Genomic DNA, 20,039 nt, shown 5'->3' on the forward strand with positions numbered 1-20,039 from the left:
ATTCCTCATGGTTTGTTGGGCCAATGTGCATGTGCGAGGAGCGCGTCCTCCGGGAGTTCGTCGCCGTACATGCGCTTTGCGAACGCGAATCGCCGTTCGATCGCTGACAGGTCCGGCGGCAACGATGCGTCGATGATCGAGCGCGCGACCTCGAACATCTCGGCGGCAGCCAGCATTCTCTCTTCCGGACTCATCGCGAGATGCCTGGCATGCACCATTGCCGCGATCGCGGGACTGGTGTCGATCACGCCCATGCCGCCTCCAGTGCAACGGCGACGCCGAGTCGCGGCGCCCAACGATGCAGATACTCGCGGTCGACATCGCCCTGCGCCAGTGCCCGCACATCGCGGCGCTGCAGTTCCGAGTTGCTTTCCAGCGCCCATACGAGCTTGGACAGGATGAGGTCTTCGCGACTCGCGATCCAGAGATCGACGGTGCCGAATCGGACTGCATGGCGGCGCGCGAATTCCTCGCGACGATAGTCGTCGTTCTTGCGCACGATCAGATCGACCTTGATGGCGCTGTCGAGGTGCATCAGGTTGAACATGCGTTGCTGCGCAACGGCAGCACGAGCATCATCGCAATCGAGGTAGAAATCGGCGGCGAAGGCGTTCAATAGCGTCGGCACCTGGTCTGCCGACAAGGCGACGACAAAGGTCAAGATCGCGCGTCATTCTCGGCGTGGTGTAGAACGCCATCGCGAACGAACCGGTCAGCATGTAGTCGATGCCGGCTTGCCGCAGGCGCTCGTCGACGATGCGCAGCACGTCAAATTCGTTGAGCATGCTGCGTCGCTCCGCTCAACCTGCCCGCACCGTGCGCTGTTCGATGCGTTTCTCCGGCGTCGCATTCAACACGATGCGGTCGACGTAGATGCCGGGCAGGTGGACGTGGTCGGGATCGATCGCGCCGGTCTCGACGATCTGTTCGACCTCGGCGACGCAGACCTTTCCCGCCATCGCGCAGGCCGGGTTGAAGTTGCGCGCGGTCCTGCGGAACACCAGGTTGCCGCTGCGGTCCGCCTTCCAGGCCTTGACCAGCGCGACGTCGGCCTTGAGCGCGGTTTCGAGCACGTACCAGTGGCCGTCGGGGAACTGCCGCGTTTCCTTGCCGTCAGCGACGATGGTGCCGTAACCGGTGCGGGTGAAGAACGCGGGAATGCCGGCGCCGCCGGCGCGCAGGCGCTCGGCCAGCGTGCCTTGCGGGTTGAACTCGAGTTCGAGTTCGCCGGAAAGGTACTGGCGCTCGAACTCCTTGTTCTCGCCGACGTAGGACGAAATCATCTTGCGGATCTGCCGCGTGCTGAGCAGTTGCCCGAGCCCGAAGCCATCGACGCCGGCGTTGTTCGAGATCGCGGTCAGGCCCTTGACGCCGGTATCGCGCAGCGCCGCGATCAGCGCCTCGGGAATGCCGCACAGGCCGAAGCCGCCGACCGCGAGCGTCTGGCCATCCGCAACCAGATCACGCAGCGCCGTGGCCGCATCCGGATACACCTTCGATTTGCCGCGCGTGGGCGCAGCCTGCGTCGCTTCCGACATCGCATCCTCCGTCTTGAGGGTGCGATCTTACCCGCTTGCCCGCGAATTCCAGCCGTACCTTCGGGCAGGGGGCGGACGCACGAAACAAAGGCCCGGCACAACGCCAGGTGGCGCCGTGCCGGGCCTCGAAGCCAAGATCAGTACTTGTATTCGAGCGACAGCCAGATCTTGTCGGCGTCGGTCGAGTAGCCGTCGGCATCGTAGCTGGCGAACTTGGCCATCGCGGTGAAGCGGGTCAGGAACGGGTAGCTGAGCGAGGCGTCCCACTCGATCCGTAGTCGGCATGGCCGTGGTCGGCTTCGTACTGGTGGTAGGGAAGCGACCCACTGCAGCTTGCCGACCGGGCCATTGAAGCTGACGAAGGTATCGACCAGGCCGTTGACTGGCGTGGCCAGGAACTTGTCGGCCCAGCCGTTGAAGGCGTGCAGGGTCGCCAACGGGGTCTGGAAGGCATAGTGGCCATCGCCGCCGAGCTGTTCGCGGCCGAACTTGCCGGTGTAGGCGCCGCGCGACGCGCCGAGTTCGGTCAGGTAGTAGTCGGCATCGATGATGTCTGCGCCGTTGCGCCAGTCACCCTGCTGCGCGAACTCCAGCGCGTACACCAGCTTCCACGGTTCGGACAGCGGGTGCGCACCAGCGAAGCGAACGCCCAGCGTCTTGTTCGAGGTCAGCGGCAAATCGGCGTTGTCGACGAGGTAGCCGTAGGCGGTGAGGGTGCCGGAGGCGTAGGTCTGCGAAGCGTTCAGCAGGTGCCCGGCGACGTTGTATTCGGCCGACAGCGGGTTCGGATGCTCGTTGCCGAAGATGCGCTGCACGTCATCGATGAAGCTGTAGCGGAACATGCCGCTCGTGCCGACCTTCTGGTTCAGCGTGAACGCGTCGTAGGTCTGCTCGTTCTGGCGCCAGCCGACATTGCCGATGAAGCGGGCGTTGTCGAGGATGATGCGCTGGCGTCCGGCGATGAGCTGCGTGCCCTTGCCGGAATCCCAGGCCACATAGGCCTGGTTCCATTCGCTGCCCTCGGGGTCGGCGACCACCGGGTACTGGGTGCGGCCATTGCCTGTCGAGTTGTAGCTCTCGTCGAGGTCGCGCACGTCTTCCAGTTCGGCGAACAGGGTGAAACCGTGCCACGGGGCGGTCTTGTAGCCGAGGCGGTTGCGCAGGGTCACGGCGCTCGCGTCGCGGGTGATGGCGTCGTCATCGACGCCTTCATAGCGGACGCGCGAGTCGAGGTTGAACTTGCCGCCGATCAGCGCGTCGCCCAGGAGGCGGGTTCTTCGGCGTGCACGCAAGCAGCGGCCATGGCCAGCGGCAGCAGGGCCAGTCGGGGAAATACGCATGAGTGGAATCCTCAAGTTTGAAACGGTTCGGCTTGCGCCTTTCCTGAAGCGCGTCGCGACGCGACTCAGGAAAGGCGACCGCGCGTTCTTCCTCCCCCTTGAGGGAGAGGGGAGAACACCAGTCATCCGATCAGTAGATGTCGTTCGCGGTGTTGAACACGTTGAACTTGCCGGTCGGCGTGATCAGGGTCGGTCCCTTGATCACCTTCTTCAGCTTCAGCGTCTTGTCGTTGATCACGACGATCGCCGATTCTTCCTTGGAACCACTCCACACCGAGAACCACACTTCGTCGCCGGCCTGGTTGTATTCCGGCTGCACGACGCGCTTCGGGCCCAGGCCGAGCTTGGCCCACTCGGCGATCGGCAGCACCTTGTAGCCGGCGGCGAGGTTGTTGATGTTGAACACGGCGATGCTCTGGCTGGCCTTCGGATCGGGGTTCAGCGTGGTATCGACATAGAGGTGCGTCGACTTCGGATGGGTCTTGACGAACAGCGAACCGCCGCCCTGGCCCTTGAGCACTTCGACTGCCTTCCAGGCGTGCTCCTTGTGGCCTTCCGGATCGGTGGCGATCAGCGTCACCTTCTCGTTGCCGAGCGCCGAGGTGGCCCAGACCGGGCCGAAGGTCGGATGGTTGAAGTTGGCGCCGCGACCCGGATGCGGGATCTTGTCGGCGTCGACCAGCGCGACCATCTTGCGTTCCTTCGAGTCGACCACGGCGATCTTGTTCGACTGGTTCGCGGCGGTGATGAAGTAGCGGTGGGTGACATCCCAGCCGCCGTCATGCAGGAAGCGCGCGGCGTCGAGCGTGGTCACCGACAGGTTGTCGAGATCTTCGTAGTTCACCAGCAGGATGCGGCCGGTTTCCCTTGACGTTGACGATGAACTCCGGGTGCTCGTGGCTGGCGACGATCGCCGCGACGCGCGGTTCCGGGTGATATTCCTGGGTATCGACGGTCATGCCGCGGGTCGAGACGATCTTCTTCGGCTCCAGGGTCGGACCGTCCATGATCACGAATTGCGGCGGCCAGTAGGCACCGGCGATCGCAAGCTTGTCTTCAAAGCCCTTGTACTTCGAGGTCTCGACCGAGCGTGCTTCCAGGCCGATCTTGATCTCGGCGACGATCTGCCGGCGGGTTCATCCACAGATCGATCAGATCGATCTTGGCGTCGCGGCCGATGGTGTACGCATAACGCCGTGAGTGCGACGGACGCGTGATGTGCACCGCATAGCCGGTCGTCAGGGTATTGACGAGTTCCTTGGTGTCGCCGTCGATGATCGCGATTTCGCCGGCATCACGCAGGGTGACGACGAAGAAATTGTCGATGTTGCGGCTGTGCATCGGCTTGGTCGGGCGCTCCGATTCCGGAACCAGCACCTTCCAGCTCTCCTTCATCTCCTTCATGCCCCACTCCGGCGGTGCCGGCGGTTCGTGCTGGAGGAAGCGGGCCATGATGTCGACCTCAGCCGCGGTCAGCGCACCCGAGGTACCCCAGTTCGGCATGCCTGCGGGCGAGCCGAAGTTGATCAGCGCCTTCAGGTAGTCGGTGCCCTTGGCACGGGTGATGTCCGGGGTCAGCGGCTTGCCGGTTGCGCCCTTGCGCAACACGCCGTGGCAACCGGCGCAACGCTCGAAGAAGATCTGGGTGGGCGCGGTTGAACTCGGTCTCGACAGCGAGGGCGCGCCCGGGCTGACGATCATCTTGACGTCCTTCGACTTCACCGACGACGGCGCGCCCTGATAGCCCTGCTCGCTCTGCTTGGTGCCGACGTGGCGTTCGCCCTGGGCCGGGTCGCTGCTGACCGCGAGGTCTTGCGTGCCGCAGCCACGTCCTTCTTCGACACCACCTGGCCATTGTTGCCCCAGCTGGCGGATGAAGGTGACGATATTGGCGACCTCGTCATCGCTGAGGTGGCTCATCGCCGGCATCACGCCGTTGAACTTGTTGCCGTTGACGGTGATCTCGCCGCTGATGCCCTTGAGGATCGAGGCAACGACCATCTGCTTGTCGTTCTTGGTCAGGAAGTCGGAACCGGCGAGCGGCGGGAAGGCGCCGGCCATGCCGGTGCCTCGGGCTGATGGCAGGCTGCGCACTGGCCAGGAAGGCGGCCTTGCCCGCTTCCAGGCCCTGCTTGGGCAGCCGCTCGTTGGCGACGTCATCCGCTGCAACCGCGCCGCTCAGAGCGAGCGCGAGCCACAGCAGGGGGTGGTTTTACGCATGGCGTTCTCCTGGTTTTGATGAATCGGGGCGGCTGGTTCCCGCATGCGCGCAGGTTCCTTGCGTGGGCTTATTGCACATTGACGTGGGTCAACTGGCGAACCGGTCCAAACTGACTTTGGTCAACAGATTGCGGCCGGGTCGCGCGTAAGGTGCGCGCATCCCTTTGGAGCAACAAGAATGCGTCGCAATTCACTGGCTATCGCCATCACCCTAGTTTTCGCCCAGCCCGCGTTCGCCGCCGATCCTGCAGCGTCGTCCACGCCGCGCAAGCTGCAGTCCGTGGTCGTGGTCGCAAGCCGCGTCGAACAGCCGGTCGGAGAGATTGCCGGCTCGGTCGCGCTGATCGAGCGCGAGCGCATCGAGACCCGCCTGATCCGCGACATCCGCGATCTCGCGCGCTACGACGCCAGCCTCAGCGTCAACGAGGACGCCAGCCGCTTCGGTGCCCAGGGCTTCGCGATCCGCGGGCTCGAAGGCAACCGCGTCGCAGTCGAACTCGATGGCGTGCCGCTCGGCGATGGCTTCTCGGTCGGCAGCTTCTCGCGCAGGGCGCAACCTGGTCGATCCGGAGTTGCTGGAGCGGGTCGAGTTCCTGCGCGGCCCGGCATCGAGCCTGTACGGATCGGACGCACTCGCGGGTGTGGTCGCCATGCGTACCCGAGATCCCGGCGATCTGCTCGCCGAAGGCAGCGGAGACGTCTTCGTCGGATCGCGCATCACCCACGATTCGCGCGACGCCTCGACCGCGGTGAGCGCTTCGACCGCGACCGTGCTCGGCGGCTGGCAGATGCTGCTGAGCGCGAACCAGCGCCAGGAGCACGAGCGCGACAACCTGCGCGCAGCGGCGGCCTGCAATCGAACCCGGCCGAGGGCGACGAACGCTTCGTGCTGGCCAAGTTGATCCACGATGACATCGTTCCCGGTCGCCTGAGCTTCGGCTTCGATGGCTACCGTGCCGAAGTCGAGACCGATGTGCGTTCCTTGGTCAATGGCCCCGGCCAGTACGCGAGCACCACCGCGATGCGGGCCGATGATCGCGAGAGCCGCGGCCGCGCCTCGCTGGCCTGGAGCGGCGAGTCTGGCGGCAGCGTGTTCCGCAGCTGGAACCTGATGGGCTACGTGCAGCGTTCCGAGATCGAGCAGGACACGCTGCAGGACCGCCGCGGCGCGACGCCGAGCGCCGCGGCAACGCGCCGCCTGCGCGAGTTCCGCTTCGACACGCAGCAGGTCGGTCTCGAAGGGCTGGTCGCGGGCGAGGCGCAGTCCGGCGCGCTCGCGCACCGCTACGTGCTCGGTTTCGACTTTGCGCGCACCGCGCTCGAAGAGTCGCGCAACGGTTCGGAGACCAACCTCGCGACCGGCGTCAGCTTGCCGGTGATCCTCGGCGAACGCCTGCCGGTGCGCGACTTTCCGAATTCAACCGTGCAGGAACTCGGCGTCTACGCGCAGGACGAGATCGGTTTCGGCGAGCGCTGGTTTTTGATCCCGGCGCTGCGTCTGGACCGCTATCGCACCGATGCCGATCCCGACGCGATGTGGCTGGCCGACAACCCGAGCACTGCGGTCGTGGACAGCACCGAACACAGTGTCACGCCGAAGCTTGGTCTGCGCTACGCCGCGAGCGAGTCGCTCGGCCTGTTCGCGCAATACGCGCGTGGCTTCCGCGCGCCGCCGTTCTCCGACGTCAACATCGGCCTGAACATCCCCGCGTTCGGCTACAGCGCCATTCCGAACCCGGACCTGCGCCCCGAGCGCAGCCACGGTTTCGAGATCGGCGCGCGCTGGTCGGGCGAGCAGGCGAACGCCGAGATCGCGCTGTACGACAACCGCTACCGCGACCTGATCGAGTCACGCGTGAACCTCGGTCGCGACCCGCAGAGCGGGCTGCTGGTGTTCCAGTCGCAGAACCGCGATCGCGCGCGCATCCATGGCATCGAGCTGTCCGGTGACGCCAGCCTGGCCGCGGTCGGGCTTGACGCCTACAGCACGACCTGGTCGGCGAGCTGGTCGAAGGGCGAAGACACCCAGCGCAACCTGCCCTTGAACACGATCGATCCGGCGCGCCTGGTGCTCGGGCTCGCTCGCGACAGCGGCGATGGTCGTCATCGCGTCGAGCTGCTCGGTCGCTTCGCGGCGGGCAAGGATGATCTGGATACGTCCGCGGCGCGCTGTTCGCGACGCCGGGCTACGGCGTGTTCGATCTGTTCTGGCACTTTGATGCGACCGACTGGATGCGCGTCGATGCCGGCATCAGCAACCTCGGCGACCGTCGCTACTGGCAGTGGAGCTCGGTGCGCGGATTCGCGCCGGACGCGCGCGAGTCGACCTGGCGACGCAGTCCGGGCGATCGTTCATGGTCTCGTTCCGGATCGGGGTTGATCGGGCGCGATGTGATTGGGTCGCGATGATGAATCGCGCCGTTGTGATGGTGAAGCGGTGACGAATCGCGCGGTTGTGATTGGGCCGCGGTGATGGATCGCACCGTTGTGGGGTGTCGCGGTGATGGATCGCGCCGTTGTGGGCGTGTCGCGGTGATGAATCGCGCCGTTGTGGGGGTGTCGCGGTGATGGATCGCGCCGTTGTGGGTGTGTCGCGGTGATGGATCGCGCCGTTGCCGGCGCTCCTACAAACGGCCTCGACGCCGCGCGCTGTTTTGTAGGAGCGCCGGCAACGGCGCGATGCTCTTACGCCGGCAACGGCGCGATGCTCTTACGCCGGCCACGGCGCGATGCTCTTACGCCGGCCACGGCGCGATGTTCTTGAATCGGAAACGCGTTCAACGAACCAACAACACACCGCGAACGCGACCAGCATCGCGATGTGGCTTGGCAGCAGGTGCAGCGAAGCTGCGGCCGCCGGCGACGAAGGCGATGGTGGTCTTGCTGATGGTGTTGGTGGCGAAGCCGATCAGCACGCCGATGCCGGCCACACCGGGATCGACCTGGCCGGCGTTGAACACCTGCGCGATCGAGGCCGCGGAGGCGTGCGCATCGGCAAAGCCGGACACGCCAGCCGCGGCCAGCGCGCCGGCGTCGCCGAACCAGTGCTGCAGGATCGCCGAAGTCAGCAGGATCGCCGAGACCAGGGCCACGGAACAGCAACGCATGGGTCGGATGGAACGGTCGGCCCTTGAGCGGTTCGATGCCATTGCGCCCGTCGCGCCAGGCGGCGAGGCCGGAGAAGCTGGCGGCGACCAGCGTGGCCAGGCCAGCGGCGGCCAGCGGCCAGACCAGCGCCTGCAGCAGTGGCCGCGACAGTGCGCCGAGCACCAGCGCCAACTGCAGGATGGTGGCGACGTTCGCCAGGGTCGCTGCGGCGACGCAGGAAGGCCGCTGTTCCGGCTGCGCGCGCACGTGCCGCCATCGCGCCGATGGTCGCGGTCGCCGACACGAAGCCGCTGGCAAAGCCCGAGAGCGGCAGTCCCAGGCGCGATCCGAGCGCGCGCTGGGCAACATAGCCGAGCGCGTTGATCGACATCACCAGCACCACGAGTCGCCACAGCCGGTGCGGATTGAAGACTTGCCACGGGTCGATGGCACGGTCCGGCAGCAGCGGCAGCACGATCAGCGCCGAGGCGATCAGCAGCAGGCCATCGTGCAGTTCCTGTGGCGTCAGCACCTCGCGCGTGAACGCGTGCAGACGCGACTTCAGCGCCAGAATCAGCGCCACCCCCACGCCGAGCCCGGCCGCCAGTTCGCGCTGCGACATCGCCAGCACGCCGAGCAGGAAGGCGACGAACATTGCCACTTCGGTGGTCAGGCCGGGGTCGGCCTCGCGCGAGCGGTGGTAGCTGAGCAGCGCGGCGAGACCGACGAAGGCGCCGGCGATGGCGATCAGGGCGGTGCCCATCAGCGTGCTGACGGCGCCTGCGAGCGAAATCAGGGCGAAGGTACGCACCCCCGCAACGATGTGCGCCGGGTCTTCGCCCTTGCGCTGTTCGCGTTCGACCCCGATCAGCAGCCCGACGCCGAGCGCGACCGCAAGGCCGATCAGCAGGTCAGGGTTCGTTGGCTTCGATCGACATGGCGCGAGCCTGCGCAATTCGCGACGATCGCGCAAGTCGTGCCTGCGCCGCTCAGCGCAGCGATGCTGCGAATGGCCCAGCCCAGTGGTGGGCGCGGGCGATGGCCACGATCAGCCCGAAGCAGCCGAGCGCCAGCAGCAGCGCGATGATGCGTCCGCGCTGCGTGCGGGCACGCTTGAGCGCGTAGCTGCCTGTGACGATGTAGGCGACGAGCAGCAGCACTTGGCGGTCAGCCAGGCGTGCACGAACGGGTACTGCCCGAGCAGCGCCGAGAGCATCAGCGCCGCGGCCAGCAGCGTGGTGTCCACGACGTAGCTGGTGTGACGCAAGACGGCGTGATTGGCGTACTTCGAACGCGCCAGCATCAGCAGACCGCGCAGGAAAAAGATCGCGAACGACACGCCGATCGCATGCACGTGTACGGCCTTGATCAGTGGGTACGTGGAGACCATCGCCACGCGACTAGCGCTGCAGCACGCAACGCGCCACGTGCTTCAGCCGATCCATGCTGGTGATCGCGACTTCGCGCTTGTCCACTTCGATCAGCCCATCGTCCTGGAAACGACGCAGCACCCGGCTCACCGTCTCCGGGGCCAGGCGCAGGTAGTTGGCGATGTCGGCGCGCGGCATCATCAGGTGCAGGCGCGTGGCCGAGTAGCCGCGGTCGGCGAAGCGCTCCGAGAGATTGAGCAGGAACGCCGCCAGGCGCTCGTCGGCGCTGTAGTCGCCACCGAGCAGTGCGGCATTGACGATGTCCTTGCTCATCAGCTTGAACAGGGTTTCCTGGATGCCAGGCAGGCGCGTGGCCAGGATGCTCAGTTGCGGGAACGAAAACGGCACAGCGTGACGGTGTCGAGCGCGATCGCGTCACAGGGATAGCGCGCTGTACAAACCGTTGAGGCCGATCAGCTCGCCCGGCAGGAAGAAGCCGAGGATCTGCTCGCGCCCCTGTTCATCGATGCGACGGGTCTTGACCATGCCGGCGCGCACCGCGTAGATCGCCGCGAAGGGCTCGCCGTAGCGGAACGCTTCTTCGCCGGCGTGGATCGGCGCGGTGTGCTCGACCAGGCAGTGCAACTCTTCGAGCGCGCGCTTGTCGTAGCCGCCGACCATGCACACGCGGCCGAACGCGCAGGTGCTGCAGAAGCGCTGGTCGTCGCCATCGCCCGGGTCCTGCGGGCTCGGCCAGCGCAGGATGTTGCCCGGCGCACTCATGGCTTACACCACGCGCGAGAACTTGTGCGGCACGACCTGCGACTGGTGCAGATGACGGTCGAAACACATGGCGACGACGCGCATGAGCAGACGCCCGCGCGCGGTGATTTCGATGCAGTCCGGTTTGAGGTTGACGAGTCCATCGGCGGCCAGGGGGGCAAGACGCGTCAATTCTGACGCGAAATACTCGTCGAATACGAGATCATGGCGCCTGCCGAAGGTATTTTTTACCAGTCGGCAGTGGCACATCAGACTCTGGATGGCGTCGGCGATGATGCGGTCCTGGGCGGTCATTTCGTAGCCGCGCACGATCGGCAACTGGCCGGCGAGCAGCGGCGTGTAGTAGGCCGGCAGGTCCTTGGCGTTCTGCACGTAGGCATGGCCGATCTTGCCGATCGAGCTCATGCCGAGCCCGATCAGGTCGCACTCGGCGCGGGTTGAATAGCCCTGGAAGTTGCGGTGCAGCCCGCCGCGCTCCTGCGCCAGCACCAGTTCGTCGTCGGGCAGGGCGAAGTGGTCCATGCCGATGTAGACGTAGCCGGCGCCACACAGCTTGTCGATCGCGAGTTCGAGCAGGCCGAGCTTCTCCTCGGCGCTCGGCAGATCCTCGGCGCGGATCTGGTTCTGCGCCTTGAAGTGGTTCGGCAGGTGCGCATAGCTGTAGGTGGCGATGCGGTCCGGGCGCATGCCGATGACGGTATCGAGGGTTTGCCCGAAGGCGCGCTGGTTCTGCCGCGGCAGGCCGTAGATCAGATCGACATTGGTCGAGCGCATGCCGTTGCTGCGTGCCGCTTCGATCAGGGCGGCGGTCTGTTCGACCGACTGGATGCGGTTGACCGCCTTCTGCACGTCGGCGTCGAAGTCCTGATGCCGAGGCTGATGCGGTTGATGCCGGCTGCGGCGATGTCGGCCACCAGTTGGGCGTCGGCGTGGCGTGGGTCGAGTTCCACTGAATACTCGCGGCTGGCCTCGGGGTCGAAGCTGAACGCGGACTCGAGCCGCGCCATGACCGCGAGAATGCCCTCGGAACCAAGGAAATTCGGGGTGCCGCCGCCAAAATGGATCTGGGTGAGCAGGCGATCACGGTCGAACAGTTTGGCCTGCAGGTCGATCTCGAGTCCGAGGCGTTCGATGTATTCGCGACCACGCTCGGGATTGCGCGCGATGATGCGCGTGCAGCCGCAGTAGTAGCAGGCGCTGTGGCAGAACGGCACGTGCACGTAGACCGACAGTGGGCTCGGCACCGGGTCGTCGTTGGAAGCGCGGGCATGACGGCGATAGTCGGCTGCGCCAAAGCGCGCGTCGAAATGCGGCGCGGTCGGGTACGAGGTGTAGCGCGGACCCGGGCCGTCATAACGGCGCAGCAGGTCGTGGTCGAAAACCGGCAAGACGGACAAAGGCACCTCCGCGAATGCCGCAAGCCTAAGCACTCCGCGGCAAAGGCGTTTTGATCCGGGTCAAGTAAGCACCTTGCCCCGCCTTGGCTGCAGCCCGTTGCGGCGCCGCGCCGATGCGGCTGTAATGCGCGGCTTGCAATGCGATCCGGAGTGGAAACATGGCTGTGCTGCGCTTTCCGATCTCGACGTGCACGGGCGTCGCGTGCTGATCCGCCAGGATCTGAACGTGCCGGTCGAGGACGGACGCGTCACCTCCGACCAGCGCATCGTCGCGTCGATCCCGACCCTGAAGATGGCGCTGAAGAAGGGTGCGGCGGTGATGGTGATGTCGCACCTCGGTCGCCCCAAGGAGGGGCAGTGGAGCGAGGCCGATTCGCTGGCGCTGGTTGCGAAGCGCCTGTCCGAACTGCTGGGCATGGACGTGCCGCTGCTGCGCGACTGGATCGATGGCGTGAGCGTGCAGCCCGGGCAGCTGGTGTTGCTTGAAAACTGCCGCATGAATGTCGGCGAGGCCAAGGACGACGAGGCACTGGCGCGCAAGTACGCGGCGCTGTGCGACGTGTTCGTGATGGATGCGTTCGGCACCGCGCACCGCGCGCAGGCGTCCACCCATGGCGCCATCCGTTTCGCGAAGCAGGCCGCGGGCGGCCCGCTGCTGATGGCGGAACTGGATGCGCTGGCGAAGGCGCTGCAGGATCCCGCGCGGCCGCTGCTGGCGATCGTCGCCGGCTCCAAGGTTTCGACCAAGCTCGAACTGCTGGCCAGCCTGATCAACAAGGTCGATCAGTTGATCGTCGGCGGCGGCATTGCCAACACCTTCCTTGCCGCCAGCGGCTACCCGGTCGGCAAGTCGCTGTACGAACCCGACCTGGTCGATACCGCGAAACAGATCATGGCCGCTGCCAAGGCGCGTGGCACCGAGATCCCGTTGCCGGTCGATGTCGTGGTCGCGCCCGAGTTCAGTGCGTTGGCACCGGCGACGGTGAAGCGCGTCGACGAAGTCGCGGCCGACGACATGATCCTCGACATCGGGCCGGAGACTGCCAAGGCCTATGCCGCGCGCATCCTGCAGGTCGGCACCGTGGTCTGGAACGGCCCGGTCGGCGTGTTCGAGTTCGACGCCTTCGGCCATGGCACCGAGGCGCTGGCCAAGTCGATCGCCGCCTCGACCGCATTCTCGATCGCCGGTGGCGGCGACACCTCGCCGCGATCGACAAGTACGGCGTGGTCGACCAGGTCAGCTATATCTCGACCGGCGGCGGAGCCTTCCTCGAATTCCTCGAGGGCAAGGAGCTGCCGGCAGTGACCGCGTTGAAGGCGCGCGCGGCGTGAGCGGGCCGCTGGTCTGGCGCGCGCTGCTGGCTGGCGCCGGCTTCAATGTCGCGATCTCGCTGCTGATGAGTTTCGGCAGCGGATTCCTGTTCGGCCTGGTCGATGCGTCGTGGTTCGCCCTGCTGAGTTTCGTGCTGCGCGTGGTTTCGGCGCTGGCCGATATCGGCAGCGGCGGCATCGCCGGCTACATCGCCAATCGCGACGGGCCGCTGCATGGCGCGCTGGCCTCACTGGGCGCCTCGCTGCTGATGCTGCCGATCAGCTGGATGCGCATGTGGCTGGCGACGTCGAGCCTCAGTTTCGCGTTCAACACCGGCTACTGGATCGACTTTGGCCTGTGGACCGCGGTCGGCCTGGTACTGGCGGCGATTGCCGGCTTCCTCACGGTCGAACTGCGCCGTGCGCGCGGAGCCTGAGATGAAGCCGACCCTGTTCTTCGACCTCGACGGCACCCTGATCGACTCGGCCGACGCCATCACCCGTTGCGTCGCCTACGCCTTCGAACGTATCGGTGAACCACTGCCGGATGCGGCCGAGCTGCGCCGCTGGCTGGGGCCGCCGCTGCGCGACAGTTTCCGCTCGGTGCTGCACGACGATGAACGCATCGAGCGCGCGATCGGCTTCTATCGCGAACGCTTCGATGCCGTCGGTTTCACCGAGCACCGCCTCTACGACGGCATTGGCGCGGCGATCGAGGCCCTGTCCGATCGCGGCCATCGGGTTGCAGTGGTGACCGCGAAGAACGAACCGCACGCGCGCCGCATCGTCGCCGGCTTCGACTTCGCCCATCACTTCGACACCATCGTCGGCGCCACCCTCGATGGCCGTGTCAGCCACAAGCCCGAGTTGATCGGCGAAGCCATGGCGCGGCTGGCATTGCACGCACACGAATGCGTGATGATCGGCGACCGTCACCTCGACATCGACGGCGCCCGCCACCACGGTATGCGCGCCATCGGCGTGTTGTGGGGTTTTGGCACCCGAGAGGAACTGGCGCATGCCGATGCATTGGTCGATACGCCTGCTCATCTGATCAACGCGATGTAGCAGCGGCGGTTTTCCGCGACCGTCGCCTGGATGCGGTGGCGCGCTATTCAAACCCATCCGCGAACACCGCGGTGGACGTTGTTGACGCAGGCAGCACCAACAGGTTGGCGGAGCGGCCGGGGACGCTGGTCAGGGTCAGGGTGGTGCCATTGATGCTGCCATTGCCGGCCTGCGCGAAACGCTGGAAGGCATCGAAGCGATACAGCTGCCAGTTGCCGCTCATGGTGCCGGAGAGGTTGATGCTGATGTCGCGCGGTGCGGTGGCGCGGTTGATCAGCACGATGCGCAGCGCCTGTCCGGGCTGGTCGATGGCGTAGGCGCCGAGCTCCGTGCCATTGCTCGCGGTGGCGGGGATGCTGTCGCCGAGCACGCGCGTGTTCGCGCCGTCGTAGTCGAGGAACATGCGGAAGGCGTCCTCGCTCAACGAGCCGGTCTCCGGCGCGACCCAGCGCGTGGCCACATCGACGCCTTCGCGCCCGAAGATGGCCAGGGCTTCGGCCTGCGCCAGCGCACCGCTCGGGCCTTCGTCCGGTCCCCACTTGTACTCGGTGAGGGCGATGTCGAGACCGGGGCAGCGCGCGTCGATCCATTCGCGCAGGCGCGGGATCAGCCGCACCTCGTCATCGACCCAGGACTCCGAGGTATAGGCGGGGTCGTACAGCTCGCGCAGCGAGCGCAGGCGCCGCGCCGAGTCCGCGGGCAGTTCCGAGTCCGAACTGCCGCCCAAGCCGGTGACATTGCCCTGCGGATAGAAGTGCACGTCGAGCGCATCGACCAGACGCAAGCCGCCGTGTGCGGTGGCGTAGTCGCAGACCTGCTTCACGTACCACTCGACGAAGGGCAGGCCGCCATGGGCCTGGCGGTCGGGACCGTCGATGCAGCTGACGCCGCCGGCGGCATCGGCCGCCGAGCTGAACAGGTCGCACCAGCCCCAGGTCACCGGCCCGAGCACCTTCGCGGCCGGGTCGGCCTGCTTGATCGCGAGCGCGACATCGCGGCCGCGCGTCCAGACCTCGTCGTAGGTCGGCGGCACCGGGTGCACGTCGCGGTGGGTCGAGTTCCACAGCATCGGCTCGTTGTCGAGCGCATACCAGCGCACCACGCCCGCATCCGCTGCGCCCGGGCGCGTCGCCAGGTGCGTGATCCAGTTGCCGATCTCGGTGTTGGTCAGCGGCACCGAAGTGTCCGCGATGTCGTTGTTGATGATCAGCCCGTTGACGCAATATCCGGTGTTGTTGACGACGTTCTGGCACTCGCCGTTGCCGGCGTCGGCGCTGCACCAGCCGGGTGGACTGCCGCCGAAGTAGGAGCATTCGTTCTGGTCCTGCGGGCCGTACTTGGCGATCGAGAACGACCAGCGCTTGATGCGGTCGCCGATCGGCTTGAGGCCGATGGTCGGAATGCTCACGATCGCCTGACCACCGTTCGCGCGCGTGGTCGCGACGAATTCGTTCAGGGTCGAATTGCCCGGCAGTCCGCTGCCGGAGCCGTCGGCGATGTTCTGCCAGAACCAGTCGAACGCAGTGTTGTGGGAATCGGACTGCCAGTTGTAACGGGTGGTGCTGTTGCCGCCGGAGCGGCGCAGGGGATAGCGCAGATCGACGTGCTGGGCGTCGTCGCCGAAGTTCACGCCATAGATCTCGGGGCGAATCGCGCGCCGCGGTCCGGACAGGTTCACCGACACCGACAGCGGGCTGGCAGCGAGCGGCGTGCCACGCGCGTTGAACTGGAGGTCGTCGAGGTACAACGTGCCCTGGTTGCCGCCGGTGTCGTCCATCACGAACAGACCGTCGAAGGCGCCGTGCGTGAGCGTTGTGGTGGCGTCGAAGGGCACGGTCACCTGCCGCCACTGATTGGCGACCACGTTGCCGCCGCTGATGTAGTCGTTGAGGTCGAACGCGGCGACATTGAGACCGCCATAGGTCAGGTAGATGCTGACCTGCTGCCCGCCGGTGCTGCCGCCGTGCACCCATAGCGTCAGTGACTGGTAATCGGTGAAGCGATGCTTCTCGGTCTGGTTGACCAGATAGACGCCGCCCCAGTTGTCCGGCTCCATGCTGATCGAATTCGTGCCCGCATGCACCGGACTGGTGTTGGCGAGGTTGTGCGTGGTCCAGCTCCAGTCCTGCAGCCCGGCGCGCGGCGCGTCGGCGTACCAGACGAGGTTCTGCGCGAGGCCTGGCAGCGGCAACAGGAGCAACAGCAGAAGGCAGCGAAAGCGCATGATCAGGACTCCGGAAGTGCGGGCGATGCTAGCCAGTACGTCAATTTCGGCTGTGACGCGTCACGCAGAGCAGAGAGCGCCTTGAAACGCGCGACCCCGCCCCCAACAGGCAGCGGTCTCCATTGATCGCCGGAAGCCTCGCCATGAACGCCGAAACCGCCCCCGCCACCGAAACCCGCCGCTTCGAAGCCGAAGTCGAGCAGGTCCTGAAACTGGTCACCCATTCGCTTTACTCGCACAAGGAGATCTTCCTGCGCGAGCTGGTCTCGAACGCCTCCGATGCGCTCGACAAGTTGCGCTTCGAGGCGATCGCGAATCCGGCGCTTGCCGCCGGCGACAGCGACCTGCATGTCGAAATCGAATTCGACAAGGCCGCGCGCACGCTGACCCTGCGCGACAACGGCATCGGCATGAGCCGCGAGGAAGTGATCGAGAACATCGGCACCATCGCGCGCTCGGGAACGCGCCGTTTCCTCGACGCGATGACCGGCGACTCGCGCAAGGACATGGCCCTGATCGGCCAGTTCGGCGTCGGCTTCTATTCGAGTTTCGTCGTCGCCGACCAGGTTACGTTGGTGACTCGACGTGCCGACTTGCCGGCCGAAGCCGCAGTGCGCTGGTCCTCGGCCGGCACCAGCGACTATGAACTCGATTCCGTGACCGAAGCGCGTCGCGGCACGACGATCACGCTGCACCTGAAGCCGGAGGAAGACGAGTTCCTCGACAGCTGGAAGCTGCGTTCCCTGGTCGGCAAGTACTCCGACCACATCGCATTCCCGATCCGCATGCTCAAGGAAAAGTTCGGCGAAGAGGGCGAGGCCACGGAGGCCGAAATCGAGACGATCAACCACGCGTCGGCGCTGTGGACGCGGCCCAAGAGTGAACTCAAGGACGAGGACTACACGGCGTTCTACAAGCACGCCGCGCATGCCTATGACGAGCCGCTGGCGTGGACGCACAACCGTGTCGAGGGCAACCAGAGCTACACCAGTCTGCTGTACCTGCCGACCCAGGCGCCGTTCGACCTGGCCTTCTCCGGCCGCGACGAACGCAAGGGCCTGAAGCTCTACATCCGCCGCGTGTTCATCATGGACGCCAGCGAACACCTGCTGCCGGCCTACCTGCGCTTCGTGCGCGGCGTGATCGACTCGGACGATCTGCCGCTGAACGTGTCGCGCGAAATCCTGCAGGAGAACAAGCTGGTCGCGCAGATCCGCGCCGGCCTGACCAAGCGCGCGCTCGACCTGCTGGATTCGCTCGCCACCGACCAGCCGGAAAAGTTCGCGACCTTCTGGGGCAACTTCGGTGCTCTGCTCAAGGAAGGCGTGGCCGAGGACCACGGCAACCGCGAGCGCATCGCCAAGCTGCTGCGCTTCGCCTCGACCAAGGGCGAGGGCAGTGCGGCGAAGGTGTCGCTCGACGACTACCTGGCGCGCATGGTCGAAGGCCAGGACACCATCTACTACATCACCGCCGACAGCTTCAGCGCCGCCAACGGCAGTCCGCAGATCGAGGCCTTGAAGGCACGTGGCGTGGAAGTGCTGCTGATGGGCGAGCGTATCGACGAGTGGATGATGGGTTACCTGCATGAATACGCCGGCAAGAAGCTGCGCAATGTCGCCAAGGGCGAACTCGACTTGTCCGCACTCGGCAAGGTCGACGAAGCCGAGCAGCAGAAGGCCGACGAGGCGGCGAAGCCGGTGGTCGAGCGCATCAAGACCCTGCTCGGCGCCAAGGTCAAGGACGTGCGCGCCAGCAAGCGCCTGACCGAATCGGCCTCATGCGTCGTCGTCGACGAATACGACATGGCCCCGCACCTCAAGCGCATGCTGAAAGCTGCAGGCCAGGACATGCCCGACACCGCACCCGCACTCGAAGTGAACCCGCAACACGCATTGGTTCAACGTGCCGCAAACGAGTCGGATGAAGACCTCGCCCGCGAACTCGCGACGCTGCTCCTCGAACAGGCCCAGCTACTCGAAGGCGCAGCCCTCGAAGACCCCGCCGGCTTCGTCAAACGCATGAACGCGCTGATCGCGCAATAACCCAGCAGACAACGCCCCGCCGCACGCATTACGCGGCGGGTGTCACTTCGCTCTGCTGTTTCGCCCCAACGGGGCCATTCAATCCAGCCCAGGGCAACGCCCTGGGGGCCCTGGGTTCACAGGGCAAAGCCCTGGGGTCATGGGTCACAGGGCAATTCAATCCCAGACAAATCGTTCATCGAACGGAACCCGATTGCGTTTCAGGAACGCGCGGTACTCATCCTCGAACGGCTGCTTGCGGTGATGTTCGCGCTGGTTGGCGATGTACCGTCGCACCGGTTCGGTCTGCGACTCCGAAACCGCGAATGCGCCGTAGCCGGCTTGCCACGCGAATTCGGTGTAGTCGATGCCCTGTGTCTTGATCCACTTCGACGATGCCCTCTTGACCTGCTCGACAGCGTGGCTGATCGAGCAGGTTCGGCCGAGCAGGATGAGCAGGTGCACGTGGTCTTCGACCGAATTGATCAATTCCGCCGGGCAGCCGTCGTTGTGCAGCACGCTGGCCATGTAGCGGTGTAGCGACTCTCGCACCTCATCACGCAGCCACGGCGTGCGGTGTTTGGTCGCGAAGATCAGGTGGACGTGCAGGCGTGCGAGTGACTGCGGCATGACTGGGGTCGGCTCAGCTTGTTGGTGCGGCCAAATCCTAACCCGATACACCCAGGGCGTTGCCCGATGACCCCAGGGCGTTGCCCTCTGGCCCCAGGGCGTTGCCCTCTGGCCCCAGGGCGTTGCCCTCTGGCCCCAGGGCGTTGCCCTGGGCTGGAAGGGATGGCCCCGTTGGGGCGAGAGCGGAGAGTCGGTACGCGAGGGCAATCGATAGCCGCGCGCAGTGGCTCGCTTGGCTCGTCGCGCTTATGATGTCGCCATGCCAGCCAGCACGCCGCCGCCCGTTGATTTCGGTCCGACACAGTCGGCGGTCGCGTTGGCTGAGGCGTTCGGGATCGACTTGAGCCTGGGGCGCGAGAATCTGCGGCTGACGCCGACGCAGCGTGCGCTGCAGCACCAGGAGGCGCTGAATCTGGCGCTGGCGATGATCGATGCGGGGCGGAAGCTGCGTGAACGAACTGAATCGACTGCTGCAACGTCTGATCGCCGCTGAGTTCGACTTTGTCATTGTCGGCGGCTTCGCGGCGACGCTGCACGGCTCCAGCATGCTCACGCGCGACCTCGATGTCTGCGCCGTGGTTTCCGAGGAAAATATCGAGAAGCTCCGACGTGCGTTCGCGGATCTGCATCCGGTCTATCGCATGAGTCCGGAACGTTGGTCCTTTCTGGACCATCCTGCGCCTGGCGTCGTGATGAACCATCTCTATCTGCAGACCGACCTCGGTCCGCTCGACGTGCTCGGATCAATCACCGGTGTGGGCGGATTCGAAGCGGTGCGCGAGCATGCCGTGGCAGTTGAACTGTTTGGGCAACAGGTGCGGGTGATCTCGGTGGCCGACCTGATCCGCGCCAAGGAGACGCTGGCCCGACCCAAGGACCGGATGGTGGCGCTGGAACTGCGCGCGCTTCGCGATCGCCAAGGCGACTGACGCAGCACTCTTCGGCTGGCCAGCTCCGCTGTTGAAGGCCAGCGCTACGCGCTTTGATCCCGCCTGCAACCGAGTCGAACGGGCGCGCTGCTTGGTGGCGGATATGCGCCAAACATGG

The 20,039-nt window shown here is 65.8% G+C and carries 13 protein-coding genes and 6 pseudogenes; 7 read left to right on the forward strand and 12 right to left on the reverse strand.

The genetic code is table 11. From position 1 onward, the window contains the following. Positions 1-5 precede the first annotated feature (5 nt). From IPG63_13910 to IPG63_13935, 6 genes and pseudogenes are all read right to left on the reverse strand, one after another. Positions 6-254, reverse strand: a complete 249-nt coding sequence (locus IPG63_13910; GenBank protein MBK6728330.1) for a hypothetical protein — start codon at positions 252-254, stop codon at positions 6-8. Further along, the gene (locus IPG63_13915; GenBank protein MBK6728331.1) at positions 245-547 is read right to left on the reverse strand and encodes a hypothetical protein; all 303 of its coding nucleotides are present in this window, start codon (positions 545-547) and stop codon (positions 245-247) included. Before IPG63_13915 ends, IPG63_13910 begins: the two co-directional genes overlap by 10 nt. A gap of 28 nt (positions 548-575) precedes the next feature. Next, a complete protein-coding gene (locus IPG63_13920) occupies positions 576-785 on the reverse strand; it encodes a hypothetical protein (GenBank protein ID MBK6728332.1) in 210 nt (69 codons plus the stop codon). Positions 786-800: 15 nt separating this feature from the next. After that, positions 801-1,538, reverse strand: coding sequence for a CoA transferase subunit A (locus IPG63_13925; protein MBK6728333.1), 738 nt, complete (start codon positions 1,536-1,538; stop codon positions 801-803). 137 nt (positions 1,539-1,675) lie between these two features. After that, on the reverse strand, positions 1,676-2,878 hold the full coding sequence (locus tag IPG63_13930) for an alginate export family protein (GenBank protein ID MBK6728334.1): 1,203 nt from the start codon (positions 2,876-2,878) through the stop codon (positions 1,676-1,678). A gap of 130 nt (positions 2,879-3,008) precedes the next feature. Beyond that, positions 3,009-4,939: pseudogene (locus IPG63_13935) on the reverse strand (c-type cytochrome). Positions 4,940-5,276: 337 nt separating this feature from the next. On the opposite strand from IPG63_13935, the gene IPG63_13940 reads away from it, so the two are divergent. Next, positions 5,277-7,478, forward strand: coding sequence for a TonB-dependent receptor (locus tag IPG63_13940; protein MBK6728335.1), 2,202 nt, complete (start codon positions 5,277-5,279; stop codon positions 7,476-7,478). A gap of 397 nt (positions 7,479-7,875) precedes the next feature. Here the strand turns inward: IPG63_13940 and IPG63_13945 are convergent. The 4 pseudogenes from IPG63_13945 to hemN form a co-directional block, all read right to left on the reverse strand. Next, positions 7,876-9,095: pseudogene (locus tag IPG63_13945) on the reverse strand (MgtC/SapB family protein). Positions 9,096-9,174: 79 nt separating this feature from the next. Further along, positions 9,175-9,575 (reverse strand): annotated as a pseudogene (locus IPG63_13950) (SirB2 family protein). Positions 9,576-9,585: 10 nt separating this feature from the next. Then, positions 9,586-10,338 (reverse strand): annotated as a pseudogene (locus IPG63_13955) (helix-turn-helix domain-containing protein). A gap of 3 nt (positions 10,339-10,341) precedes the next feature. Continuing rightward, positions 10,342-11,741: pseudogene (hemN, locus tag IPG63_13960) on the reverse strand (oxygen-independent coproporphyrinogen III oxidase). A gap of 118 nt (positions 11,742-11,859) precedes the next feature. Here hemN and IPG63_13965 point away from each other — a divergent pair. From IPG63_13965 to IPG63_13975, 3 genes and pseudogenes are all read left to right on the forward strand, one after another. Continuing rightward, positions 11,860-13,067, forward strand: a pseudogene (locus IPG63_13965) (phosphoglycerate kinase). Next, positions 13,064-13,483, forward strand: a complete 420-nt coding sequence (locus tag IPG63_13970) for a hypothetical protein (GenBank protein ID MBK6728336.1) — start codon at positions 13,064-13,066, stop codon at positions 13,481-13,483. Before IPG63_13965 ends, IPG63_13970 begins: the two are co-directional and overlap by 4 nt. 1 nt (position 13,484) lies before the next feature. Continuing rightward, complete coding sequence (locus tag IPG63_13975; protein MBK6728337.1) at positions 13,485-14,114, forward strand: HAD hydrolase-like protein; 630 nt, start codon at positions 13,485-13,487, stop codon at positions 14,112-14,114. Between the two features lie 43 nt (positions 14,115-14,157). Here the strand turns inward: IPG63_13975 and IPG63_13980 are convergent, their stop codons facing one another. Next, positions 14,158-16,338, reverse strand: a complete 2,181-nt coding sequence (locus IPG63_13980) for a glycoside hydrolase family 44 protein (protein ID MBK6728338.1) — start codon at positions 16,336-16,338, stop codon at positions 14,158-14,160. Positions 16,339-16,481: 143 nt separating this feature from the next. Here IPG63_13980 and htpG point away from each other — a divergent pair, with 143 nt between their 5' ends. Then, on the forward strand, positions 16,482-18,383 hold the full coding sequence (gene htpG, locus IPG63_13985) for a molecular chaperone HtpG (protein MBK6728339.1): 1,902 nt from the start codon (positions 16,482-16,484) through the stop codon (positions 18,381-18,383). A 156-nt stretch (positions 18,384-18,539) separates the two neighbouring features. Here htpG and tnpA read toward each other — a convergent pair whose 3' ends face one another. After that, positions 18,540-18,992, reverse strand: coding sequence for an IS200/IS605 family transposase (gene tnpA / locus IPG63_13990; GenBank protein MBK6728340.1), 453 nt, complete (start codon positions 18,990-18,992; stop codon positions 18,540-18,542). Positions 18,993-19,251: 259 nt separating this feature from the next. Between tnpA and IPG63_13995 the strand changes: the two genes are divergently transcribed. Together IPG63_13995 and IPG63_14000 are read left to right on the forward strand one after the other, a co-directional pair. Beyond that, a complete protein-coding gene (locus tag IPG63_13995; GenBank protein ID MBK6728341.1) occupies positions 19,252-19,485 on the forward strand; it encodes a hypothetical protein in 234 nt (77 codons plus the stop codon). Further along, positions 19,442-19,921, forward strand: a complete 480-nt coding sequence (locus IPG63_14000) for a nucleotidyltransferase (GenBank protein ID MBK6728342.1) — start codon at positions 19,442-19,444, stop codon at positions 19,919-19,921. Before IPG63_13995 ends, IPG63_14000 begins: the two co-directional genes overlap by 44 nt. Positions 19,922-20,039: the final 118 nt, after the last annotated feature.

The sequence above is a fragment of the Lysobacterales bacterium genome, from assembly GCA_016703225.1.
GTDB lineage: Bacteria > Pseudomonadota > Gammaproteobacteria > Xanthomonadales > Ahniellaceae > JADKHK01.

Coding starts and splice junctions, on each gene's coding strand:
- IPG63_13915 (MBK6728331.1), bottom strand. CDS start 547: ATGTTCAACCTGATGCACCTCGACAGCGCCATCAAGGTCGATCTGATC.
- IPG63_13925 (MBK6728333.1), bottom strand. CDS start 1,538: ATGTCGGAAGCGACGCAGGCTGCGCCCACGCGCGGCAAATCGAAGGTG.
- htpG (MBK6728339.1), top strand. CDS start 16,482: ATGAACGCCGAAACCGCCCCCGCCACCGAAACCCGCCGCTTCGAAGCC.
- IPG63_13910 (MBK6728330.1), bottom strand. CDS start 254: ATGGGCGTGATCGACACCAGTCCCGCGATCGCGGCAATGGTGCATGCC.
- IPG63_13995 (MBK6728341.1), top strand. CDS start 19,252: ATGCCAGCCAGCACGCCGCCGCCCGTTGATTTCGGTCCGACACAGTCG.
- IPG63_13975 (MBK6728337.1), top strand. CDS start 13,485: ATGAAGCCGACCCTGTTCTTCGACCTCGACGGCACCCTGATCGACTCG.
- IPG63_13940 (MBK6728335.1), top strand. CDS start 5,277: ATGCGTCGCAATTCACTGGCTATCGCCATCACCCTAGTTTTCGCCCAG.
- IPG63_13920 (MBK6728332.1), bottom strand. CDS start 785: ATGCTCAACGAATTTGACGTGCTGCGCATCGTCGACGAGCGCCTGCGG.
- tnpA (MBK6728340.1), bottom strand. CDS start 18,992: ATGCCGCAGTCACTCGCACGCCTGCACGTCCACCTGATCTTCGCGACC.
- IPG63_13980 (MBK6728338.1), bottom strand. CDS start 16,338: ATGCGCTTTCGCTGCCTTCTGCTGTTGCTCCTGTTGCCGCTGCCAGGC.
- IPG63_13930 (MBK6728334.1), bottom strand. CDS start 2,878: ATGCGTATTTCCCCGACTGGCCCTGCTGCCGCTGGCCATGGCCGCTGC.